At 70.1% G+C, this 14766-nt stretch carries 17 protein-coding genes; 2 read left to right on the top strand and 15 right to left on the bottom strand.

Translation table 11 applies throughout. The features are described 5' to 3' along the window. Positions 1–782: 782 nt before the first annotated feature. Complete coding sequence (locus ACYVKX_RS14855; protein ID WP_460833814.1) at positions 783–4796, bottom strand: tyrosine-type recombinase/integrase; 4014 nt, start codon at positions 4794–4796, stop codon at positions 783–785. A 143-nt stretch (positions 4797–4939) separates the two neighbouring features. Further along, a complete protein-coding gene (locus tag ACYVKX_RS14850; protein WP_460833812.1) occupies positions 4940–5206 on the bottom strand; it encodes a hypothetical protein in 267 nt (88 codons plus the stop codon). A 365-nt stretch (positions 5207–5571) separates the two neighbouring features. On the opposite strand from ACYVKX_RS14850, the gene ACYVKX_RS14845 reads away from it, so the two are divergent. Continuing rightward, entirely contained in the window at positions 5572–6891 is a 1320-nt protein-coding gene (locus ACYVKX_RS14845) for a DUF1173 domain-containing protein (protein ID WP_460833809.1), read from the top strand. 211 nt (positions 6892–7102) lie between these two features. On the opposite strand, the gene ACYVKX_RS14840 is transcribed toward ACYVKX_RS14845, so the two are convergent. The 6 genes from ACYVKX_RS14840 to ACYVKX_RS14815 all read right to left on the bottom strand — a co-directional run bounded on the left by ACYVKX_RS14840 (position 7103) and on the right by ACYVKX_RS14815 (position 11073). Beyond that, positions 7103–8020, bottom strand: coding sequence for a hypothetical protein (locus ACYVKX_RS14840; protein WP_460833807.1), 918 nt, complete (start codon positions 8018–8020; stop codon positions 7103–7105). 190 nt (positions 8021–8210) lie between these two features. Beyond that, on the bottom strand, positions 8211–8369 hold the full coding sequence (locus ACYVKX_RS14835) for a hypothetical protein (protein ID WP_460833805.1): 159 nt from the start codon (positions 8367–8369) through the stop codon (positions 8211–8213). Positions 8370–8388: 19 nt separating this feature from the next. After that, positions 8389–9447, bottom strand: coding sequence for a DUF4192 domain-containing protein (locus ACYVKX_RS14830; RefSeq protein ID WP_460833803.1), 1059 nt, complete (start codon positions 9445–9447; stop codon positions 8389–8391). 79 nt (positions 9448–9526) lie between these two features. Beyond that, positions 9527–10144, bottom strand: a complete 618-nt coding sequence (locus ACYVKX_RS14825) for a DUF3145 family protein (protein ID WP_460833800.1) — start codon at positions 10142–10144, stop codon at positions 9527–9529. A 24-nt stretch (positions 10145–10168) separates the two neighbouring features. Beyond that, positions 10169–10909, bottom strand: coding sequence for a hypothetical protein (locus ACYVKX_RS14820; protein WP_460833798.1), 741 nt, complete (start codon positions 10907–10909; stop codon positions 10169–10171). After that, positions 10906–11073 (bottom strand): hypothetical protein, encoded by a 168-nt coding sequence (locus tag ACYVKX_RS14815; protein WP_460833796.1) that lies wholly within the window; start codon positions 11071–11073, stop codon positions 10906–10908. Before ACYVKX_RS14815 ends, ACYVKX_RS14820 begins: the two co-directional genes overlap by 4 nt. Before the next feature lie 164 nt (positions 11074–11237). Between ACYVKX_RS14815 and ACYVKX_RS14810 the strand changes: the two genes are divergently transcribed. After that, the gene (locus ACYVKX_RS14810) at positions 11238–11714 is read left to right on the top strand and encodes a hypothetical protein (protein ID WP_460833793.1); all 477 of its coding nucleotides are present in this window, start codon (positions 11238–11240) and stop codon (positions 11712–11714) included. A gap of 262 nt (positions 11715–11976) precedes the next feature. Here ACYVKX_RS14810 and ACYVKX_RS14805 read toward each other — a convergent pair whose 3' ends face one another. The 7 genes from ACYVKX_RS14805 to ACYVKX_RS14775 form a co-directional block, all read right to left on the bottom strand. Next, on the bottom strand, positions 11977–12279 hold the full coding sequence (locus ACYVKX_RS14805) for a hypothetical protein (protein ID WP_011751465.1): 303 nt from the start codon (positions 12277–12279) through the stop codon (positions 11977–11979). 113 nt (positions 12280–12392) lie between these two features. Further along, the gene (locus ACYVKX_RS14800; protein WP_041545917.1) at positions 12393–12578 is read right to left on the bottom strand and encodes a hypothetical protein; all 186 of its coding nucleotides are present in this window, start codon (positions 12576–12578) and stop codon (positions 12393–12395) included. 3 nt (positions 12579–12581) lie between these two features. Beyond that, on the bottom strand, positions 12582–12896 hold the full coding sequence (locus ACYVKX_RS14795) for a tudor domain-containing protein (protein WP_460833789.1): 315 nt from the start codon (positions 12894–12896) through the stop codon (positions 12582–12584). Next, on the bottom strand, positions 12893–13159 hold the full coding sequence (locus tag ACYVKX_RS14790) for a DUF6225 family protein (protein ID WP_460833787.1): 267 nt from the start codon (positions 13157–13159) through the stop codon (positions 12893–12895). The genes ACYVKX_RS14795 and ACYVKX_RS14790 overlap by 4 nt, the downstream gene beginning before the upstream one ends. A gap of 135 nt (positions 13160–13294) precedes the next feature. Beyond that, the gene (locus tag ACYVKX_RS14785) at positions 13295–13975 is read right to left on the bottom strand and encodes a hypothetical protein (RefSeq protein WP_460833785.1); all 681 of its coding nucleotides are present in this window, start codon (positions 13973–13975) and stop codon (positions 13295–13297) included. Further along, complete coding sequence (locus ACYVKX_RS14780) at positions 13972–14565, bottom strand: hypothetical protein (RefSeq protein WP_460833782.1); 594 nt, start codon at positions 14563–14565, stop codon at positions 13972–13974. Before ACYVKX_RS14780 ends, ACYVKX_RS14785 begins: the two co-directional genes overlap by 4 nt. 7 nt (positions 14566–14572) lie before the next feature. Next, positions 14573–14766 (bottom strand): hypothetical protein (locus ACYVKX_RS14775; protein ID WP_460833779.1); only part of this gene is annotated, 194 nt, incomplete at its 5' end.

Below are 14766 nucleotides of genomic sequence, written 5' to 3'. Positions count from 1 at the left end.
GCTGGGCCGGGGTCATCGCCGGGGCGCGCATCGCGCCGCGCAGGGTGGCGGGGACCCTGGGCGGGAAGTGCCCGGACTCGTGCAGCACCTGCCAGGCGAGGTGTCCGATGTGGTGCTCATAGCCGGCGCCGTAGCGGCCGCGGCGGGTCTCGACCGCGTGGTGCAACAACCCCTCGGCGGTCAGGTCGGCCAGCTCGATGCCCTGGGTGGTCAGGGCGCCGGCGACATCCAGCCGTGCGCAGCGCTTGTAGTGCGGCGAGGTAGTGGCCTGATTGACCAGTTCCACGAACCGGTCCAGGTCTGGATCGGCTTGGGCGGCCTCGAAGAACTGGAAGTAGTGCTTGAACCGACTCGCGCGGAACGCGGCCAGCGAAGGGCGGATCACCCGCAGACAGAACAGCACCTTCAGCGCCTGTCCTGCGTGCTCGCGCTGCGTCGGCAGCTTGAAGAGGTCGCGAACCTGGGTAGTGCCGGCGTCCAACCCGGACGCCAGCCATCGCTCCTGCCAGGTCTTTCCCGGATGCTCGGCCAGGAGTGTGAGCAGGGCACGCAGTCCGGTGCGGCGTTCTGAAGAGCGCGACTGGGTGACCGGCCAGACCTGGTCGGCGATCGCTGCGATCTGCTCCGCGGTCGCGGTGTCCAGGTTCCCGTGCGGGCGGGGCGGGACCGCCGGGGCCGGGGACGGTGACGGTGACGGGGCGATCATCTGCCGAGCAGCCAGCTGCAGGCGCGGGCGAGCCGGGGCTTCGGGGCGCAGCGCGCGTTGCTTGGTGTGTCGTCGCTCAGCCATCGGACTCTCCCGTCGACTCAGCCACCGAACTCGGCGCCCCGAACACCGTCTTGAAGTCGGCGTCGTCGTATCCCGGCGTCGGCGTGGTCGCCGGTCGGGGTGCGGCGTAGTGCTGCTGCAGTCGGTCGAAGACCTCCTCGACCCGGGGTCGCAGATAGTGGTCCAGGGAGGTCACATGCTGGTGCCGGGCGACGGTCATGACGTCCTCAAGCGTCAGGTTCGGGTCGGCGGTCATCCGCTCGATCGTGGTGTGCCGCAGATCGTGCAGCGTCCAGTCCGTGCCCAGCAGATCGTTGGCGCGCTGCAGCACCCGCCGGGCGGCGAAGTACGACAGCGGCCGTGGCTGGCCGCGTAGCGTGCGCCAGATGACCTCCTCGGCGGCGGGCGTGCCGCGCTCGTCGAAGTAGGCCGCCAGCAACCGCAGCGCCTCCGGCGAGGTAGGCACCGGCTGTAAGGCGCGGGTGCCCTTGCTGATCACCCAGAGCTGTTGTCGGGTCCAGTCCACCCGATCACCGGTCACGCCGAGCAACTCGCTCGCCCGCGCGCCGGTGGACAAGAACAACGCCAGCAGCACCCGGTCACGGGTGCTGCGCATCGTGGCGAGCAGCTCAGCGGCCAAATCGTCCGGGATCGAACGCGGGACCAGCACCGGCGGCTTCTGCCGCAGCGGCGCGCGGCGGTGCTGCGGCCGAGGTTCGAGCGGGCTTCGGTGCGCCAACCGTGCGCGGCGAGTAGAGCTCGCCGGCACCGGGTTGGCGACCGGGCCACGACCGAACTGGGCGTGGAAGGTGTAGAACGAGGACAACACCGAAAGGGTGTGGTTGATCGTCGCCGGTGCGTAGCCCGACCCGAGCGCGCGCTTGCCGGTGCGATGGTTAACCGACCCCTCAGACATCGGCGCCGACGTCGATGTCGACGGGCTGCGGTGACGTTGCGGGTTGTCAGCCGACCGCATCCAGCCGACCAGAACCTCGACATCGGCGCGCGACGCGCGATCCCAATCGACCCCGAGTGCATGCAACAGCCGCCACCAGCGCAGCAGATCCTGGGCGTAAGAGCGCGCGGTAAGCGGGCTCATATCCGTGAGCATCAAGTCCCGCAAGAACACCGAGAACGGTTCGACCTCCTCGCCGTGCTCGTCGACGACCACGAACGGCAATGACGCCGTTGTACCGGCGCGAACTGCCCCCAGTCCGCGGGAGTTGCCTGCCCCCGTCGAGCAATACCTGTCGTAGTTCGTCCACTGCATCCACTTCCGCCGCGGCCCTCGAATCAGGGCCTTCGGTGGTGCAGTCAACAGGACCATGTGGTTGGGCACCACCACTGCCGGCTTGCGCACCAGCCCGAGGCGGCGCAGTTCCGAAACACCGCTCACTGCGGCGAGGGTTTTTCCGGCCCCGACTTCGTGGGCCAACAGCACCGACGGCTGGGCCACCATCCGGGCCACCGCGGCGTGCTGGTGGGGACGCAGTCGCAGCGGCCGGCCGTCCTGGACCCGGGCCATGCCCGGGTAGTGCTTGTCCTCGGCGACGTCGTAGGAGCGCAGCACGATCGCGTTCAGTGCGTCGTTGTAGCGACGGACCAGCTGCTGACATCGCTCCGGGTCCTCCCACAGCCAGGTCGCGAACCGTTCCTGCAGCTCCTCGGCCTTCTCCTGTGCGGCGAACGTGGCGGTCTCGTTCGGAATCCGTCGACCGTCCGGGGTCTCGTCGGTGATCCGGATCTGGCGCTGCTCCAAACAGGCCTGGACGATGTCGATCGCGCTCGCGCGCTCGGTGCCCCACGTGTTCCGGGCGGCCACCGTGTGCCGGTTGCCGCGGACCGACCAGACTGACCCGCCCGGATGCTCGACCTCCACGGTGCGGTCATCCAGTGTCTCGCTAAGGAACTGCTCGACCGTCTTGGCCGGCACCCATGGCACGCCGAGTTGGGCGACGATCTCGGTCGGCCCCAGGTCCTCGGGCAGCACCTCGCCCAGTGCGGCCGCGGCCGCCTGGAGACGGCGCACCATCGGCTGTGCCGACTCGTCGCCGAACGCGACCGCGCCATCGACCAGCTGCTCGAGGACCTCCCCGACCCCACTCAGCCGGGCTCGGACGTTCCCGGACAGGAACTCTGCTCGGGGCACCCAGTCGGCTGTCCAGCCGTCCTCGGTGCGCTTGACCGTGTCCGGGTCGACGAACGCGAACCCCTCCAGCTCGTCCGCGGCCTGCCTCTGGTCGACGCCGAGCAGTCGGGCGATCTCGCTCGTGCGCAGCTCGCCGTAGGTGTCCAGGCACAGCGACACCGCGTCGGCAGGGGAGTCCGCATGCGTGCGGATCACCCGTGGAGCGACCACCCGCGCGGTGAAGATGTCGGCCTTGCGGGCCGTGCCGGTCGCGGAGTCGTAGTGCTCCAACGCGAACACGGGCGGGGAGTGAGGGTCGTCCCCGAAGCCGCCCTGCCGCGGCCGCACCTGCGCGAGCACCGGCTCCCCGGTCTTCGGGTCGAACCGGCCTGTGTTGCGGCTGGTGACCCGGTTGATCGGCCCGAACCGCTTGACGTAGGCGTCGTACTGCCGGTTCAGCCGCTCCCGCAGCGCCGCCATCTGCTCCTCACCGGCCATCCCCGGCCCGGTGGGCACGGCGGTGGCGGTCGGCAGGTCCCCGGGCAGGGGAGTGGTGGCCTCGGCCTCCAGGAGCGTGACGACGGTGTCGCGCAGTCCCAGCAGCATCCGCAGCTCGTTCGCCTGCGACTTGGGCACCTTCAACGGCTCGGGGACGCCGTCGCGCACATGCTGCCAGCCCCCGTCCTCGTCCATGCTGATGTTCCCCTCGGCGCGCACCACCCGATCGGGCAACACCAGGGGCTCCTCCTCGATCCGTCGCTGCGGCGACCGGCCAGGCCGTGCCACCGGCGTACGCGCCGGTGGGTTGGCAGTCGGCCGTGTCGCGACCGGGCGAGGGGTGAACAGCGGCCGGACGCCGGCGTAGTTGGTGAGGTCGAAGGTGAGCTGGCGCTGCAGGTCGGTTGCGACCCGCTCGGCGAGGCTTTGCCCCTCGGTCGTCAGCGGTGGGCTGACCGCGACCTCGGGCCCGAACCGGCCCATCCGCGACGTGAGCCGGCCCAGCACCCGGGCCGGTTGCTGGACGAACAGCGCATTGAGGTTGACCTCCCTGTCCTCGACCCCCGGGCCGGCACGGAACGATGGCAGCGGCTCCAGACCTCGCCAACTAGGCATCAACTCCAGCGGCTCCTCGCCCTCGGCCCGGCGCCGGAACACCAGCAGGTCGGTGATCACGTCGGTGCCGGCGGCACGGTGGTGGGCCTGGTTGGGCAGCCGCAGCGCCGAGACCAGATCCGCCATGGAGGCGAACGCCTCACGGGCCGCAGGGTTCGCCGCATCCATCGTCCACCGCGACGTCAGCACCGCCACCACCCCTCCCGGCCGGGCTAGGTTCAGGCTCTTGTAGATGAAGTAGTTGTGCAGGCTCAGCCGCTCCGAGTTGTACGTCTTGTCGTGCGGGACTACGTCGGCGAAGGGCACGTTGCCGATCACCAGGTCCCGCTTCCCCTCAGGCAGCCGGGTCTCTGCGAACGACTCCGCGCGAATGTCCGCGGCGGGATAGAGCAGAGACGCCACCCGCGCGGTGGTCGGGTCCAGCTCGACACCGACCACGTCACGCACATGGTCGGGCGCAAACCCGATGAAGGTCCCCGAGCCACAGCCCGGCTCCAGGACCCGTCCACCGGCGGCCTCGTCGAACCCGGCCTCCCCGAGGGCCGCCCACACGGCCTTCACCAGCGCGGCGTCGGTGTAGTGCGCATTCAGCGTGGTGCGAGCCGCGGCCGCGCGGACACGACCCGCCAGCAGTTCGCGGGCCCGCAGAGCCGGCTCTGCGTGATCAACGGTGTCGTCGAAGACCTCCGGAAGCGACCCCCAGCCCGACCAGCGCGCCAACACCCCCTGCTCCTCAGCAGACGGGAGCCGGTTCTCCGCGTCCAGCTCGGCCAGCAGCTCAAGCACGGACACATTCGCCTTCAACCGCTCCCGCGTCGTCGTCGGAGCCAGGTCCTGCTGCGAGCCGGGCTGGAACCGCAGCAGCTCGCCGGCCGGAATCAGCCCGTCAGCTGCGCCCGCAGCGGCGGCGGCCGCCTGAGGGAGGGTAGTCAGCCCTGGGACAGTCCCGGCTTCATGTACTCCCGCAGGACCTCCGACTCCGCTGTCGCCTTCGCTTCCGTCAACCGACCCAGCCGCTCCACGTAGCCCTCCGACGGGCTCGAGGGCCCCGCGATCTGGTCCGCCAGCGTCCTGACCTCCTCCGAGATCTGCAGCCCCAGCTGCTCGAAGAAGTCCTCCGGATTCGAGATCGCCGCCAGCTCGGTAGCCCGATGCTTCGCGTAGTGATCCCGCATCCGCGCCCCGTACGAGTTCATCCCGCGTCCCTTCCTCCGTCACGGACCGACGTGAACTGCCCGCCCGGTCCTCACCTGCGGTGGCGACCTCACCAACGCTGGCCGTCTCCTCACCAGCCTGCTCACCTGGCTCCTCACCAAGATCCCACAGCGCCAGCTGATCTGAGTCGTCACCACTCGTACGCCGTCGCGCCACGCCCGGCACCTCCAACCCGTTGGTGAGGACGCCGGCCGCAGCACCCACGCCACGGCACACCACCGCCCTCACCACGAAAGGCACCCACCCGGAGCGCAGATCGGACACCTCGGTCAGAACTTTGTTGAAAACTTTCACCGGGCGTGCCCGAGGCGTCCGATCCGCGCGGTGGCTCGTTGCCTTTCCGGGCATGACCACTACACAGAACCCGGCCCCAGGCCGGGCAGACCCGACCAGCGAGCACTCCGGTGACCGGCAGACCTTCGAGCTCTACGGACACCGGATCACCCACACCAACAACCCCGATGTGCAGCAGCTCCTCTCGGCCGCGCACACCGACCGGGTCCGGCCCCTGTGCATGTGCCGCACCGACGGCGTCGCCATGTACGTCGCCAAGGTCGGACACGAGAAGTACGTCATCAAGCGGATGCCCGACTCCGGCCTCGAGCACGCCCACCGCTGCGCCTCCTACCTGCCGCCAGAAGAACTCTCCGGCCTCGGCCAGGTGCTCGGCAGCGCGATCACCGAGGAAGCCGACAGCGGCCTGACGGCGATCAAGCTCGGCTTCCGCATGTCCAAGGCCGAGCGGGCCGCACCGGCCGGCGCCGGTGGCGGGGGAGTGGCCGACTCCGTGGCCGCGGACCCGAACCGGCTGACCCTCCGCGCGGTCCTGCACTATCTGTGGCAAGAAGCCGACCTCGCGACCTGGTCACCGGGCATGTCCGGCAAGCGGAACTGGCGGATCGTGTCCTGGTATCTGCGCCAGGCAGCCCGCGGGAAGGTCACCAAGGGCAAGCCCCTCACCACGCGTCTGTACGTCCCCGAGCCGTTCAACGTCGAGAAGAAGACCGAGATCGCCGCACGACGGCTCTCCGCGTGGGCGCCGATGCAGCAGCACGGCTCCGCCCAGCAGTTCACGATGCTCATCGGCGAACTCAAGGCCATCGACCCGGCCCGGTTCGGGCACAAGCTGGTCATCAAGCACCTGCCCGACGCGCCGCTCATGGTCGACGACACGCTCCTGGCCCGCCTCAACAAGCGATTCGGGGACGAGATCGAACTGTGGCAGAGCGACGACGAGGGCCACCTGATGGTCATCGCGACCTTCTCCGTCGGCCGCGCCGGCCTCGCCACCGCCGAGGAGATCTCCCTGGTCATGACCGACCGCAACTGGCTGCCATACGAGTCACTGGCCGACAAGCTGCTCCTCGACACCGCGCTCGAGGCACGCAGGCGGTTCACCAAGTCGCTGCGCTACAACCTCGCCCCCGACAGGCCCATGGCCTCTCTCGTGTTCACCGACACCGAGACCCCGACCGCGGCGTTCCTGCTCGCCAGCGACGAGGACCGCGAGGCGGTCGAAGAGATCGCCACCGACACCGGCACCGGGGTCTGGACGTGGGTGATCGGGCAGGACATGCCGTCCCTCCCGCCCGCAGCCGACCATCGGCGCACCGGGCCCAGCACCATCGACGCCATGCCGCCCCTGGAGGTCCGGGAACAGCCGTAGGCCAGCAGGCCTCTGCTACGCGTCGCCGGCTCCCGAGGTGCGATCCTCGGCGTCCGTGACGAGTCGAAGGTGAACTCGTCCGGTCCAGTCCAAGTCGAGGCGAGCGTCGTGCTCGACCGTAGACCTGGAGCCTGGGCACGTCGGGTCGTTGCAGGGGCCGAAGATCCGGTCGGCTTCGAGGTGCAGGTCATCCACGACGGGGCCTCCCGGCTCACCTGAGGGCCGTGGGGTGCGTCAGCACCCGCGCGCCGGCCACTTCGGGCGCCGGTGCCTCGGCGGTCGGCGTCGACGCGGGGCGGTCGGCCGCAGCGGCTCGGATGCGGTGTACCCGCTCCATCGAGTCGGCACCCTGGCGCCACTGCACGAAGTGGATCAGGGGATCAGCGAGGCCACGCTGGGCCACGATGCGGTCGGCGTCGCGCTCCACCACGGCGCGCCAGGCCCGGTCGGCCGCGGGTGCGATGTAGCTGATCGCGACCAGCACGCCGGTCGCGACACCGAGCGTGGGGTTTCCGCCCGGCTGGAAGCCCTGGTAGACCGCGACGACACCGATCACGATCCGCAAGTGCCACGCGAACCCGCCCGCCGGCACCCACGAGAAGATGCGCGCGATCTGACGGATGACAACGAACACCAGCGTCCAGGGGAACGCCCACAGCCGCGCCGCCAGGTCGAACCGGGACGGCCCGACCCGCTGGCTCGCTACCGCGTGCCCGATCGCCGTCGCAGCATCCGCGGCCGTCAGCCGGCGCTCGTACAGGCCCTGCACCAGCCACGGCTCCACGATCACCTTGTCCCGGCCGATCGGAGTAGCAGGAAGGCCGTCGGTGTCGGTCAGCCGCACCAGCACCCGCCCCGGGGCGAGGTCCAGCCTCTCGACCAGGGCCAGCGTCGGCTCGAGCACGGCGCGCTGCCCGGGCCGAAGGCCGCGGGCGAACCCGAAGATCCGGGCAGCCGGAGCCTCCAACCTGCCGCACGCCAAGACGATCGACATCATCAGCGTGCCCAGGAACGCGAACACCAGGCCCGCGCCGGGCAGGAAGCCCAGGCCGATGACCGCGACGAAGCTGCCAGCGAGACCGGCCGGCACGACGGCGCAGAGGCGGATCAGCTTGGTCGACGTCCGCATGTTCCTCACGTCCCCTCGTGGGCGGGACCCTCATGAATCCCCGCCAGCCGGCACAACCCGATCGTGCCGACACTTCCACCCTGAGTGTGCACCGAACCACCGACAGCGCAACCGCACCGCCGACGGCCTGTGGATAGCGAATCTCTATCCACAGGCCGCGGGCCGGAACCTTGACAACCGCGGCAGCGGCCTACTCACGCAGGCTGCGGTTCAGGCGGTCCTGGGTCTCCTCGTCGAGGTAGACCAAGTCGACCTTCGTGTGTCCCGCCGTGTGCCGAGCAGCGAGCGGGGGAGTGGCGGCCAGGAGCTTCGCGAGGCGCTTCTCCAGTGGCGAGCGAGTGTTCTGCACGGGTCTGTCTCCGTCCTTCTCAGAGGCCCGGGGCCGACGACTCCGGGCCGGCACCGTTGACGCCGGGGGCGTTGTGGGCGTCCTGGTCGTGGGCACGGCGCTCCTGCGCGAACGTGTCGCGCAATGCCGCCTGCTGCATCAGAGCACCGGCGGCCGCGGGCACCGCACGGTCCCACTCACGCGGGTCCACGGCCTGCTCGAGGGCAGCGGCCACCAGGTCCGCCAACGGGTCGCTCTCCGAGAGCTGGTCGAGGGCGGTCCACGCCTGGGCTCCCTTGCCCTCCAGGAACGAGCTCAGCGCCAGCATCGTCGCCGGGCTGTCACGCACCTCACTCGGCGCCCGCCGCACGAGGTCCTGCCAGAACTCCGAGAAGACGGGCGCGTCCTCGCGGCTCATGCTGAACACCGCCGCGTCCCGGGCGCCGCTGTCGGGGAGCACGGCCAGGACCCGGGCCGCGTCGCCGTCGGAGAGGTACTCCCGATCGCGGCGGAACTGGTCGAGCCGTGCGCCCAGCCACCCGACTTCGGACCGGCGGGCAGCCACATCCATGTCGAGTGCGCCGGCCTCGGCGGCAGGCAGGTGCTCGGCAACCGCGGTGGGGTCGCCCTGCATCGCGGCGGCGAGGTCCTCGCGCCGACCGACGGGCATGACCCGGCCCATCAGGGCGAACTCTGCGTCGATCCGGGCGCGGGCGCCGGGGTCGACGGTTCCATGGGTGCCTTCGAGAAGGTCGGTCCACTCCTCGCCGTTGACCCACAGCACCGGCCCTACGTCGGGGCCACGGACCTCGCTGTTGACCAGAGCCTCACCCAAGGCAGCCAGCGCCTGGACGCAGGCGCGGCCGTCCTCGCCGTACGCCACGAGGGCGACGCGGACAGGGTGGTGCCGGTGGAGGTAGACGTCGGTGAGCGCCTGGAGGAACTCACCCATCTCCTCGGGAGAGTCGGGAATGTCGAGGCGGGCGGTGGGACCATCGCCGAAGGCGAGGCAGACCATGCCTCGTGGGGTGAACCCCAGCGTGTGGGGGATGGACGCGATCAGCTCGTCGTGCGAGCTGATCTTGAGAACGTTGGTCATCGACGATCACCTGCTCGGGTTGGAGGGCACGTTCTTCCGGAGAAGCAACCGGTCACGCGCCGGATCGGACAGCGGAGCGCTACCGATCTGGGGCCGTTGTCGACCGGGCCTGTCCGGGGGCGTCAGTCGGCATCCACCGCGATGGTCCGGACTCGAGCTGGTTGAGCGCGACGGCTTGCAGCGGCGCCGATCCGGGAGGGGCATCGCTTGGGATCACGATCCCCTTGTTCGCCGCGCCGAGCTGCTCGAGCGCCATCTCCCAGGTGCGGCCTGTCAGGTGCCCCAGCTGTACGCGGTCGGCGTCGGTGCGCTCGACGAGGCGGTCGATCGCCTCGCTGGTGAACACCGGGCGACCCTGCGCGTCGCAGTCCGCGACGAACACGCCCAGGTCGGGGTGATTCAGCTGCACCTCGCCGAGGTGCTCGTACTTCGGGTCCTCCCAGACCTTCCACGCTGCGTCGGAGGGCAGCGCCGCGGCGATCTCCGCGCTGGAGCCCACCGAGATCTCGCTGTGGATGTACCCGCGGCCCAACTCGAGCCTGCGCTGGCGGCTGGCGTTGGCGGGCCCCGGCGCTGGGTCACCAGGGAGCACGAACTCCTGTCCCAGTCCGAACTCCTCGAAGACCTCGAGGACGGCATCCACTCGCTCCGGCGGGCAGGAGTAGACGATGACTTCAATCGGTGTGCGATCACCCATGACACGTGGACCTCTCTCCGGGGTTCAGATGGCGATGCCGGAGTGGCCCGGCTTGTCTGGCTGGTGGGTCTGCTGCGGGGGACCGCTGCTGGACCACGGCTGACTGGTCGTGTCCCGGCCCCCCGACGTGACGGCAGGCGCGTGGGTGGCCGCGTAGCTCAGCGACCCGGCCAGTGCGGCTGAGGTCCGCGCCCTCGACTGCGCGCTCTCGATCACCGAGCGCATCATCGACACACCCTCGTCGGCCCGGGTCACCTCCTGGCCGGCGTGGTGGACACGCGAATCCAAGAGCATCAGCGCATCGGTCGCCGCCGCCGACTCGGCCGCATGCCGCGCGTGGCGGGTGATCTGATCCGCCACCGGGCGCGCGAGCGCCACAACCTCGGCGAGGACGTCGATCTGAGTCCGCAAGGCCCGGACCTCGACGTCACGGTCGTCTACGTCGGTGCCGCGCCCGAGCTCGTAGCCAGCGCGCTCGATCGCGCCGCTGGCCGCGGTGAGATGACGGGTGAGGTCATCGCCGAGCTCGTTCATCACGCCGGACCTGCTGCGAAGCCGCCCCAGGTGTTCGCCGGCGGACTCCAGATAGAAGTCCCTCCGCTCCTCCTGGTGGGCGTAGAAGGCGTCGGACGCGGCGTCGTCCAGGACCCGCAGCGACGACGCCGCTACGTCGCTCAGCTCATCGACGGTCTCAGCCGCGCCCCGCAGCGCCCGCTCCGCGTCGAAGACGGCGTCGGCGGCCGCGAGCACTTCGCGCTCCTTCATCGGATCTCACCGAACCTGCGCCCGGGGTCATCGACCGTGGCGAAGATGGACTTGAGCTGGTTCGCCGCCGTCATGGTCTGCGTCAGCTGGTCGCGCAATGCGACCACCGGATGAGCCTGTGGGTTACCGGCGGCGCCGGACGAGTTGTTCGGGAACTGGTTCATCGGTCGTTCTCCTCGTGAGATGTGTGCTCTGCCGCGGAGAAGCAACCGGTCGCGCCCTGGATCGGACAACCACAGCGGAACAACATCGCCCACGGCGGCAAGCGGGCCGGTGGGGGAGCGAGGGGTCTTCCGCAGCGGCGACGGGTGGTCGACACTTGCTGGCCATGGACGACGAGGCGGCACTACTCGAGCGGCACGTGGCCATGGCGGCATCCGCCTGGCGCCACGCGAAGGCCGACACCGAGGCCTACCGCCGCCTGGTCGTCGCCACCACCGAGTGGGACGAATACGTCGCCCCGAGACTCGACGAGCCCGACGGTGTCGACAAGGCCGACGTGGCCGCCCAACTCCGCAGGGCAGCGCGCCAAGCATTACGGGCCATGGACGACGAGGCGGCCCGGCTCGCGCGACGGGTGGCTATATCGGCTTCCGCCTGGCTGCACGCGGAGGCCGACACCGAGTCGTACCGCCACTTCGTCGCTGCCACTGACGAGTGGGATGCCTACGCCGCACCGCAACTCGAAGAGCCCGCCGAGGAACTGCTCGACCAGCTGGCAGATCACTCGGCACCGCTCGCGCTGGGCGAGGTCGTCGCCGACGTCACTGCCCAGATCCGCAAGGCGGCCCGCCGAGGCAGCTGACCCGTCCCACGCTGGAAGCACGTCGTTGGGGGAGTGCGAGCGCCCGGGCCGTCGCACCGTCTCCCTCGGCCGGTACTTGGATGGGCTGAGAGCCCGCGGCGTCTCGGGTCGCCAGCGGGCTCTCAGGCGGGGAGCCTCGCACACCCCACCGACACATGTCTGCCTCTCGCTGAAACCCCAGGGCTCCGCGACGAGGCCGGCCAACCCCCGGGCGCGGGAGGCCTGGCCACGGGGCGGCGCTGTGTTCGGCGGGGAGCGGCTCTTACGGCAGACATGTCCACAGACGCTGGACCAGATCCTCCAGCCACGCGACGGCTTCCTCGCGTGATCCGAGTTCCTCGTGCGGACCCTGACCGACCGCGGTCGGGAGCCAGTCGCGCACCTGCCAGCCCACCGCCCGGGTCGTCGACTCCAGGTCCACCTCATCGTCGTTCAGGACGACCAGCAGGGCATGGGCGGCATTGCGGGCCGCCACGACGTCGGCCCAGCGCACCACCAGCGGCTCGTCAGGGTCGTAGGGCTGGCCGTTGCTTCCGCGGTCAAACTGCTCCGGATGCCGAGTCATCAGGAAGGCCTCGCTGTCCTCGTGGGTGTGGGCGCCATGATTGCCCGCCCTACTCGGCCTGGTCGGTCAGGACGGTACGGCATTCCGGTCATCGCGGATTGGACGCCGGAGACCTAGTCGCGCTCGACCCGGAGGGCGATGATCCGCCAACCCTCCGGCACCAGCCGCTGAACGGCCGCCAGGGCCCGGTCGTAGTCGCTCTCCTCGACGACGAGCTCGTCTCGGCCGAGGGTATAGCCGCCACGGTGATCGGGCGGGGCCTCCTCGACGGTGGCGTACATCGAGAGCACGCGGGACATCCCTTATGCCTGAGCTGTCGATGGCCGGAGCTCGTGATGATCGCGCCAGGCTTGTTCACCGTCGTCGTACTCGACCGTCCACTCGTCGACGGCGGTCCGTTCGACGATTTTGGCGTGGTCCCAGCCGGTTCCGTCCCTGCGGAGGACGTCGACACGGGAGTCGTCGGGGAAGGGATTGTGCTCGCCGAGATACTCCTGGATGGTCTCCTCGAGCGGAGACTTGCCACCCTGGGGAGCGGCGTTGACCCACTGCTCGAGCGGGTCGGTGGCTGCCCACTGCTGGGCGGCGGCCGCGACGTAGTTGGCCTCGCTGGTCATGTGCGGCCTCCTCGGTAGTACTGCCCGCTCGGGAACTCGCAGCCGATCCGAAACTCGCGGCCAACGAACTCGGTGCCGTCGCCAGCGATGCCGTGTCCGAAGCCCGCACTGATGACCACCTGCTCGTCGACGGTGTCGCCGCCGGGTTCCTCTGCGACGTCGACGATGACCGGTAGGTCGTCGGGCAATCCCACGAGCGCAGCCCTCAGCTGGCCGACGGTCCACGCGTCGACGACGTGCTCGTACGGCTGCTCACCGGCCATGGCCAGCCTCGTCACTGGTCTGCACAGCCGCGGCGGCGGGGGAGTGCGCGGCGTTGGCCATGAGTGGAGTCTGCATCACATCGCCGACACTGGAGCGGTGCAGCCCTCGGCTGTGGATACCGGCGAAGCCGCGCATCACAGCCCCCGCAGGTTGGGTCGGCCGGAGGGACCGCCAGCCTCAGCGAGGATGCGCAGCACCGTGGCGTCGTCGCGGAAGACCTGAGCGAGCTGGCCCGGACGACCGTCGAAGCCCGGGGGAGTGGCACCGTCCTCGGCTGCGGTGGCAGCCGCGTCGAGGTAGCGGGCGACCCGGCGCAGCAGCGCCGGTGGGAACGCCATCGTGACATCAGCAGATTCCCCGGCGATCCCATCGGCGCCGGCGGCAGCGCGCGTGGGCTCGGTGCTGGCGATGGTGCCGAGCACTGACAGGCACTTCACCAGCTCGGTGACACGGGTCTCGGAGTGCTCGGGGTCGTCGCGTTCGGCGAAGCGGACCTGGCAGGCCTCGGCGAGCCCGGCGACCATCCGCCCCACGACATTGACCGGCACGGCCGCGGTCCGGGGTGCGTCGTACAACTCGACGCCGGGGGACTCCTCGGCCAGCGAAAACGCGATCGACTCGGCCATGCCGGCGATCGCCTCGTCGGTGAGGTAGTGGCGCGCGGTGGCCTTCGTGGTCCGCATCAGCTGTGCCACCGCGTCGACGCGCTCGGTGATCAGGTCCTCGGCGGCCGCGCGTGACATGACCATCCCGTAGGTGTCGAGCGCCGCGAGGAGTGCGTCGACGCGGCCTTGGGTCCAGCCGGTGGTGCTCATCGGTCTCCTGCCGATCCGGCATCGGTGGACGGGCCCCAGCGTCCCTGGGCCGACTGTCGGGCCATGCCCGCGGCGCGGCCGATCGCCTCCCACGTCTCGCCCGACGCTCTGGCGATCGCGACCGCGACATCGAGCCGCTCCTTGGCTGCTGCCGCGGCCTGGGCGGCGGCCTCGACCTCACCCAGGGCGTCGGCACCGAACGCGTGCTCGGAGCGCCACAGGTCGTGGGCGACCTCGTGGACGTCCTCGCGGTCGGAGACGAACACGACGTCCTCGTCGGTGGCGTAGACCCGCAGGGCCCCCGGGTCCTCCAGCGCCTTGGACGGGACCCGGGTGAAGACGGGGCCAACCCAGGTGGTGTACCGGAACGAATCCTGGACCCGGCAGTCGCAGCAGATCACCCAGCCGGTGACCTCGCCGGCTGGCCGGGTCGGGTAGGACCAGGTGCCGTCCGCGGCCTGCGCCTCGGGGCCGGAGGCCACCTGGTCGTCGGGAATCCCGCCACCGGTCACCCCGGCAGCGCGCTGGCCATCGACGAACTGCGGCACCAGGTAGCCCTCGTGCAAACCGTCTTCCGTTGTCCATCCCATGTCGCTATCATGGCAGGTATTCCTGACAGTTGGAAGCAGTTTCGTCAGGATTACCTGACATAAGGTAGGTTATCGGCGCCCAAACGACGGGAATGACATGCGATTCACGAAGAAGAATCGACAGCAGGTGCTCGTGTTGGTTTCCAAGATCGCTGTCCAATTTCCAGTCGATGTGTCTAGAAGTCCCAAGCGGTTGTCCAG

The sequence above is a fragment of the Nocardioides hungaricus genome (assembly GCF_054782915.1).
The sequence above is the reverse complement of the archived record's forward strand: the minus strand, read 5'-3'. Positions and strand labels throughout refer to the sequence as shown.

Coding starts and splice junctions, on each gene's coding strand:
- ACYVKX_RS14850 (WP_460833812.1), bottom strand. CDS start 5,206: ATGAACTCGTACGGGGCGCGGATGCGGGATCACTACGCGAAGCATCGG.
- ACYVKX_RS14845 (WP_460833809.1), top strand. CDS start 5,572: ATGACCACTACACAGAACCCGGCCCCAGGCCGGGCAGACCCGACCAGC.
- ACYVKX_RS14840 (WP_460833807.1), bottom strand. CDS start 8,020: ATGCGGACGTCGACCAAGCTGATCCGCCTCTGCGCCGTCGTGCCGGCC.
- ACYVKX_RS14830 (WP_460833803.1), bottom strand. CDS start 9,447: ATGACCAACGTTCTCAAGATCAGCTCGCACGACGAGCTGATCGCGTCC.
- ACYVKX_RS14825 (WP_460833800.1), bottom strand. CDS start 10,144: ATGGGTGATCGCACACCGATTGAAGTCATCGTCTACTCCTGCCCGCCG.
- ACYVKX_RS14820 (WP_460833798.1), bottom strand. CDS start 10,909: ATGAAGGAGCGCGAAGTGCTCGCGGCCGCCGACGCCGTCTTCGACGCG.
- ACYVKX_RS14815 (WP_460833796.1), bottom strand. CDS start 11,073: ATGAACCAGTTCCCGAACAACTCGTCCGGCGCCGCCGGTAACCCACAG.
- ACYVKX_RS14810 (WP_460833793.1), top strand. CDS start 11,238: ATGGACGACGAGGCGGCACTACTCGAGCGGCACGTGGCCATGGCGGCA.
- ACYVKX_RS14805 (WP_011751465.1), bottom strand. CDS start 12,279: ATGACTCGGCATCCGGAGCAGTTTGACCGCGGAAGCAACGGCCAGCCC.
- ACYVKX_RS14800 (WP_041545917.1), bottom strand. CDS start 12,578: ATGTCCCGCGTGCTCTCGATGTACGCCACCGTCGAGGAGGCCCCGCCC.
- ACYVKX_RS14795 (WP_460833789.1), bottom strand. CDS start 12,896: ATGACCAGCGAGGCCAACTACGTCGCGGCCGCCGCCCAGCAGTGGGCA.
- ACYVKX_RS14790 (WP_460833787.1), bottom strand. CDS start 13,159: ATGGCCGGTGAGCAGCCGTACGAGCACGTCGTCGACGCGTGGACCGTC.
- ACYVKX_RS14785 (WP_460833785.1), bottom strand. CDS start 13,975: ATGAGCACCACCGGCTGGACCCAAGGCCGCGTCGACGCACTCCTCGCG.
- ACYVKX_RS14780 (WP_460833782.1), bottom strand. CDS start 14,565: ATGGGATGGACAACGGAAGACGGTTTGCACGAGGGCTACCTGGTGCCG.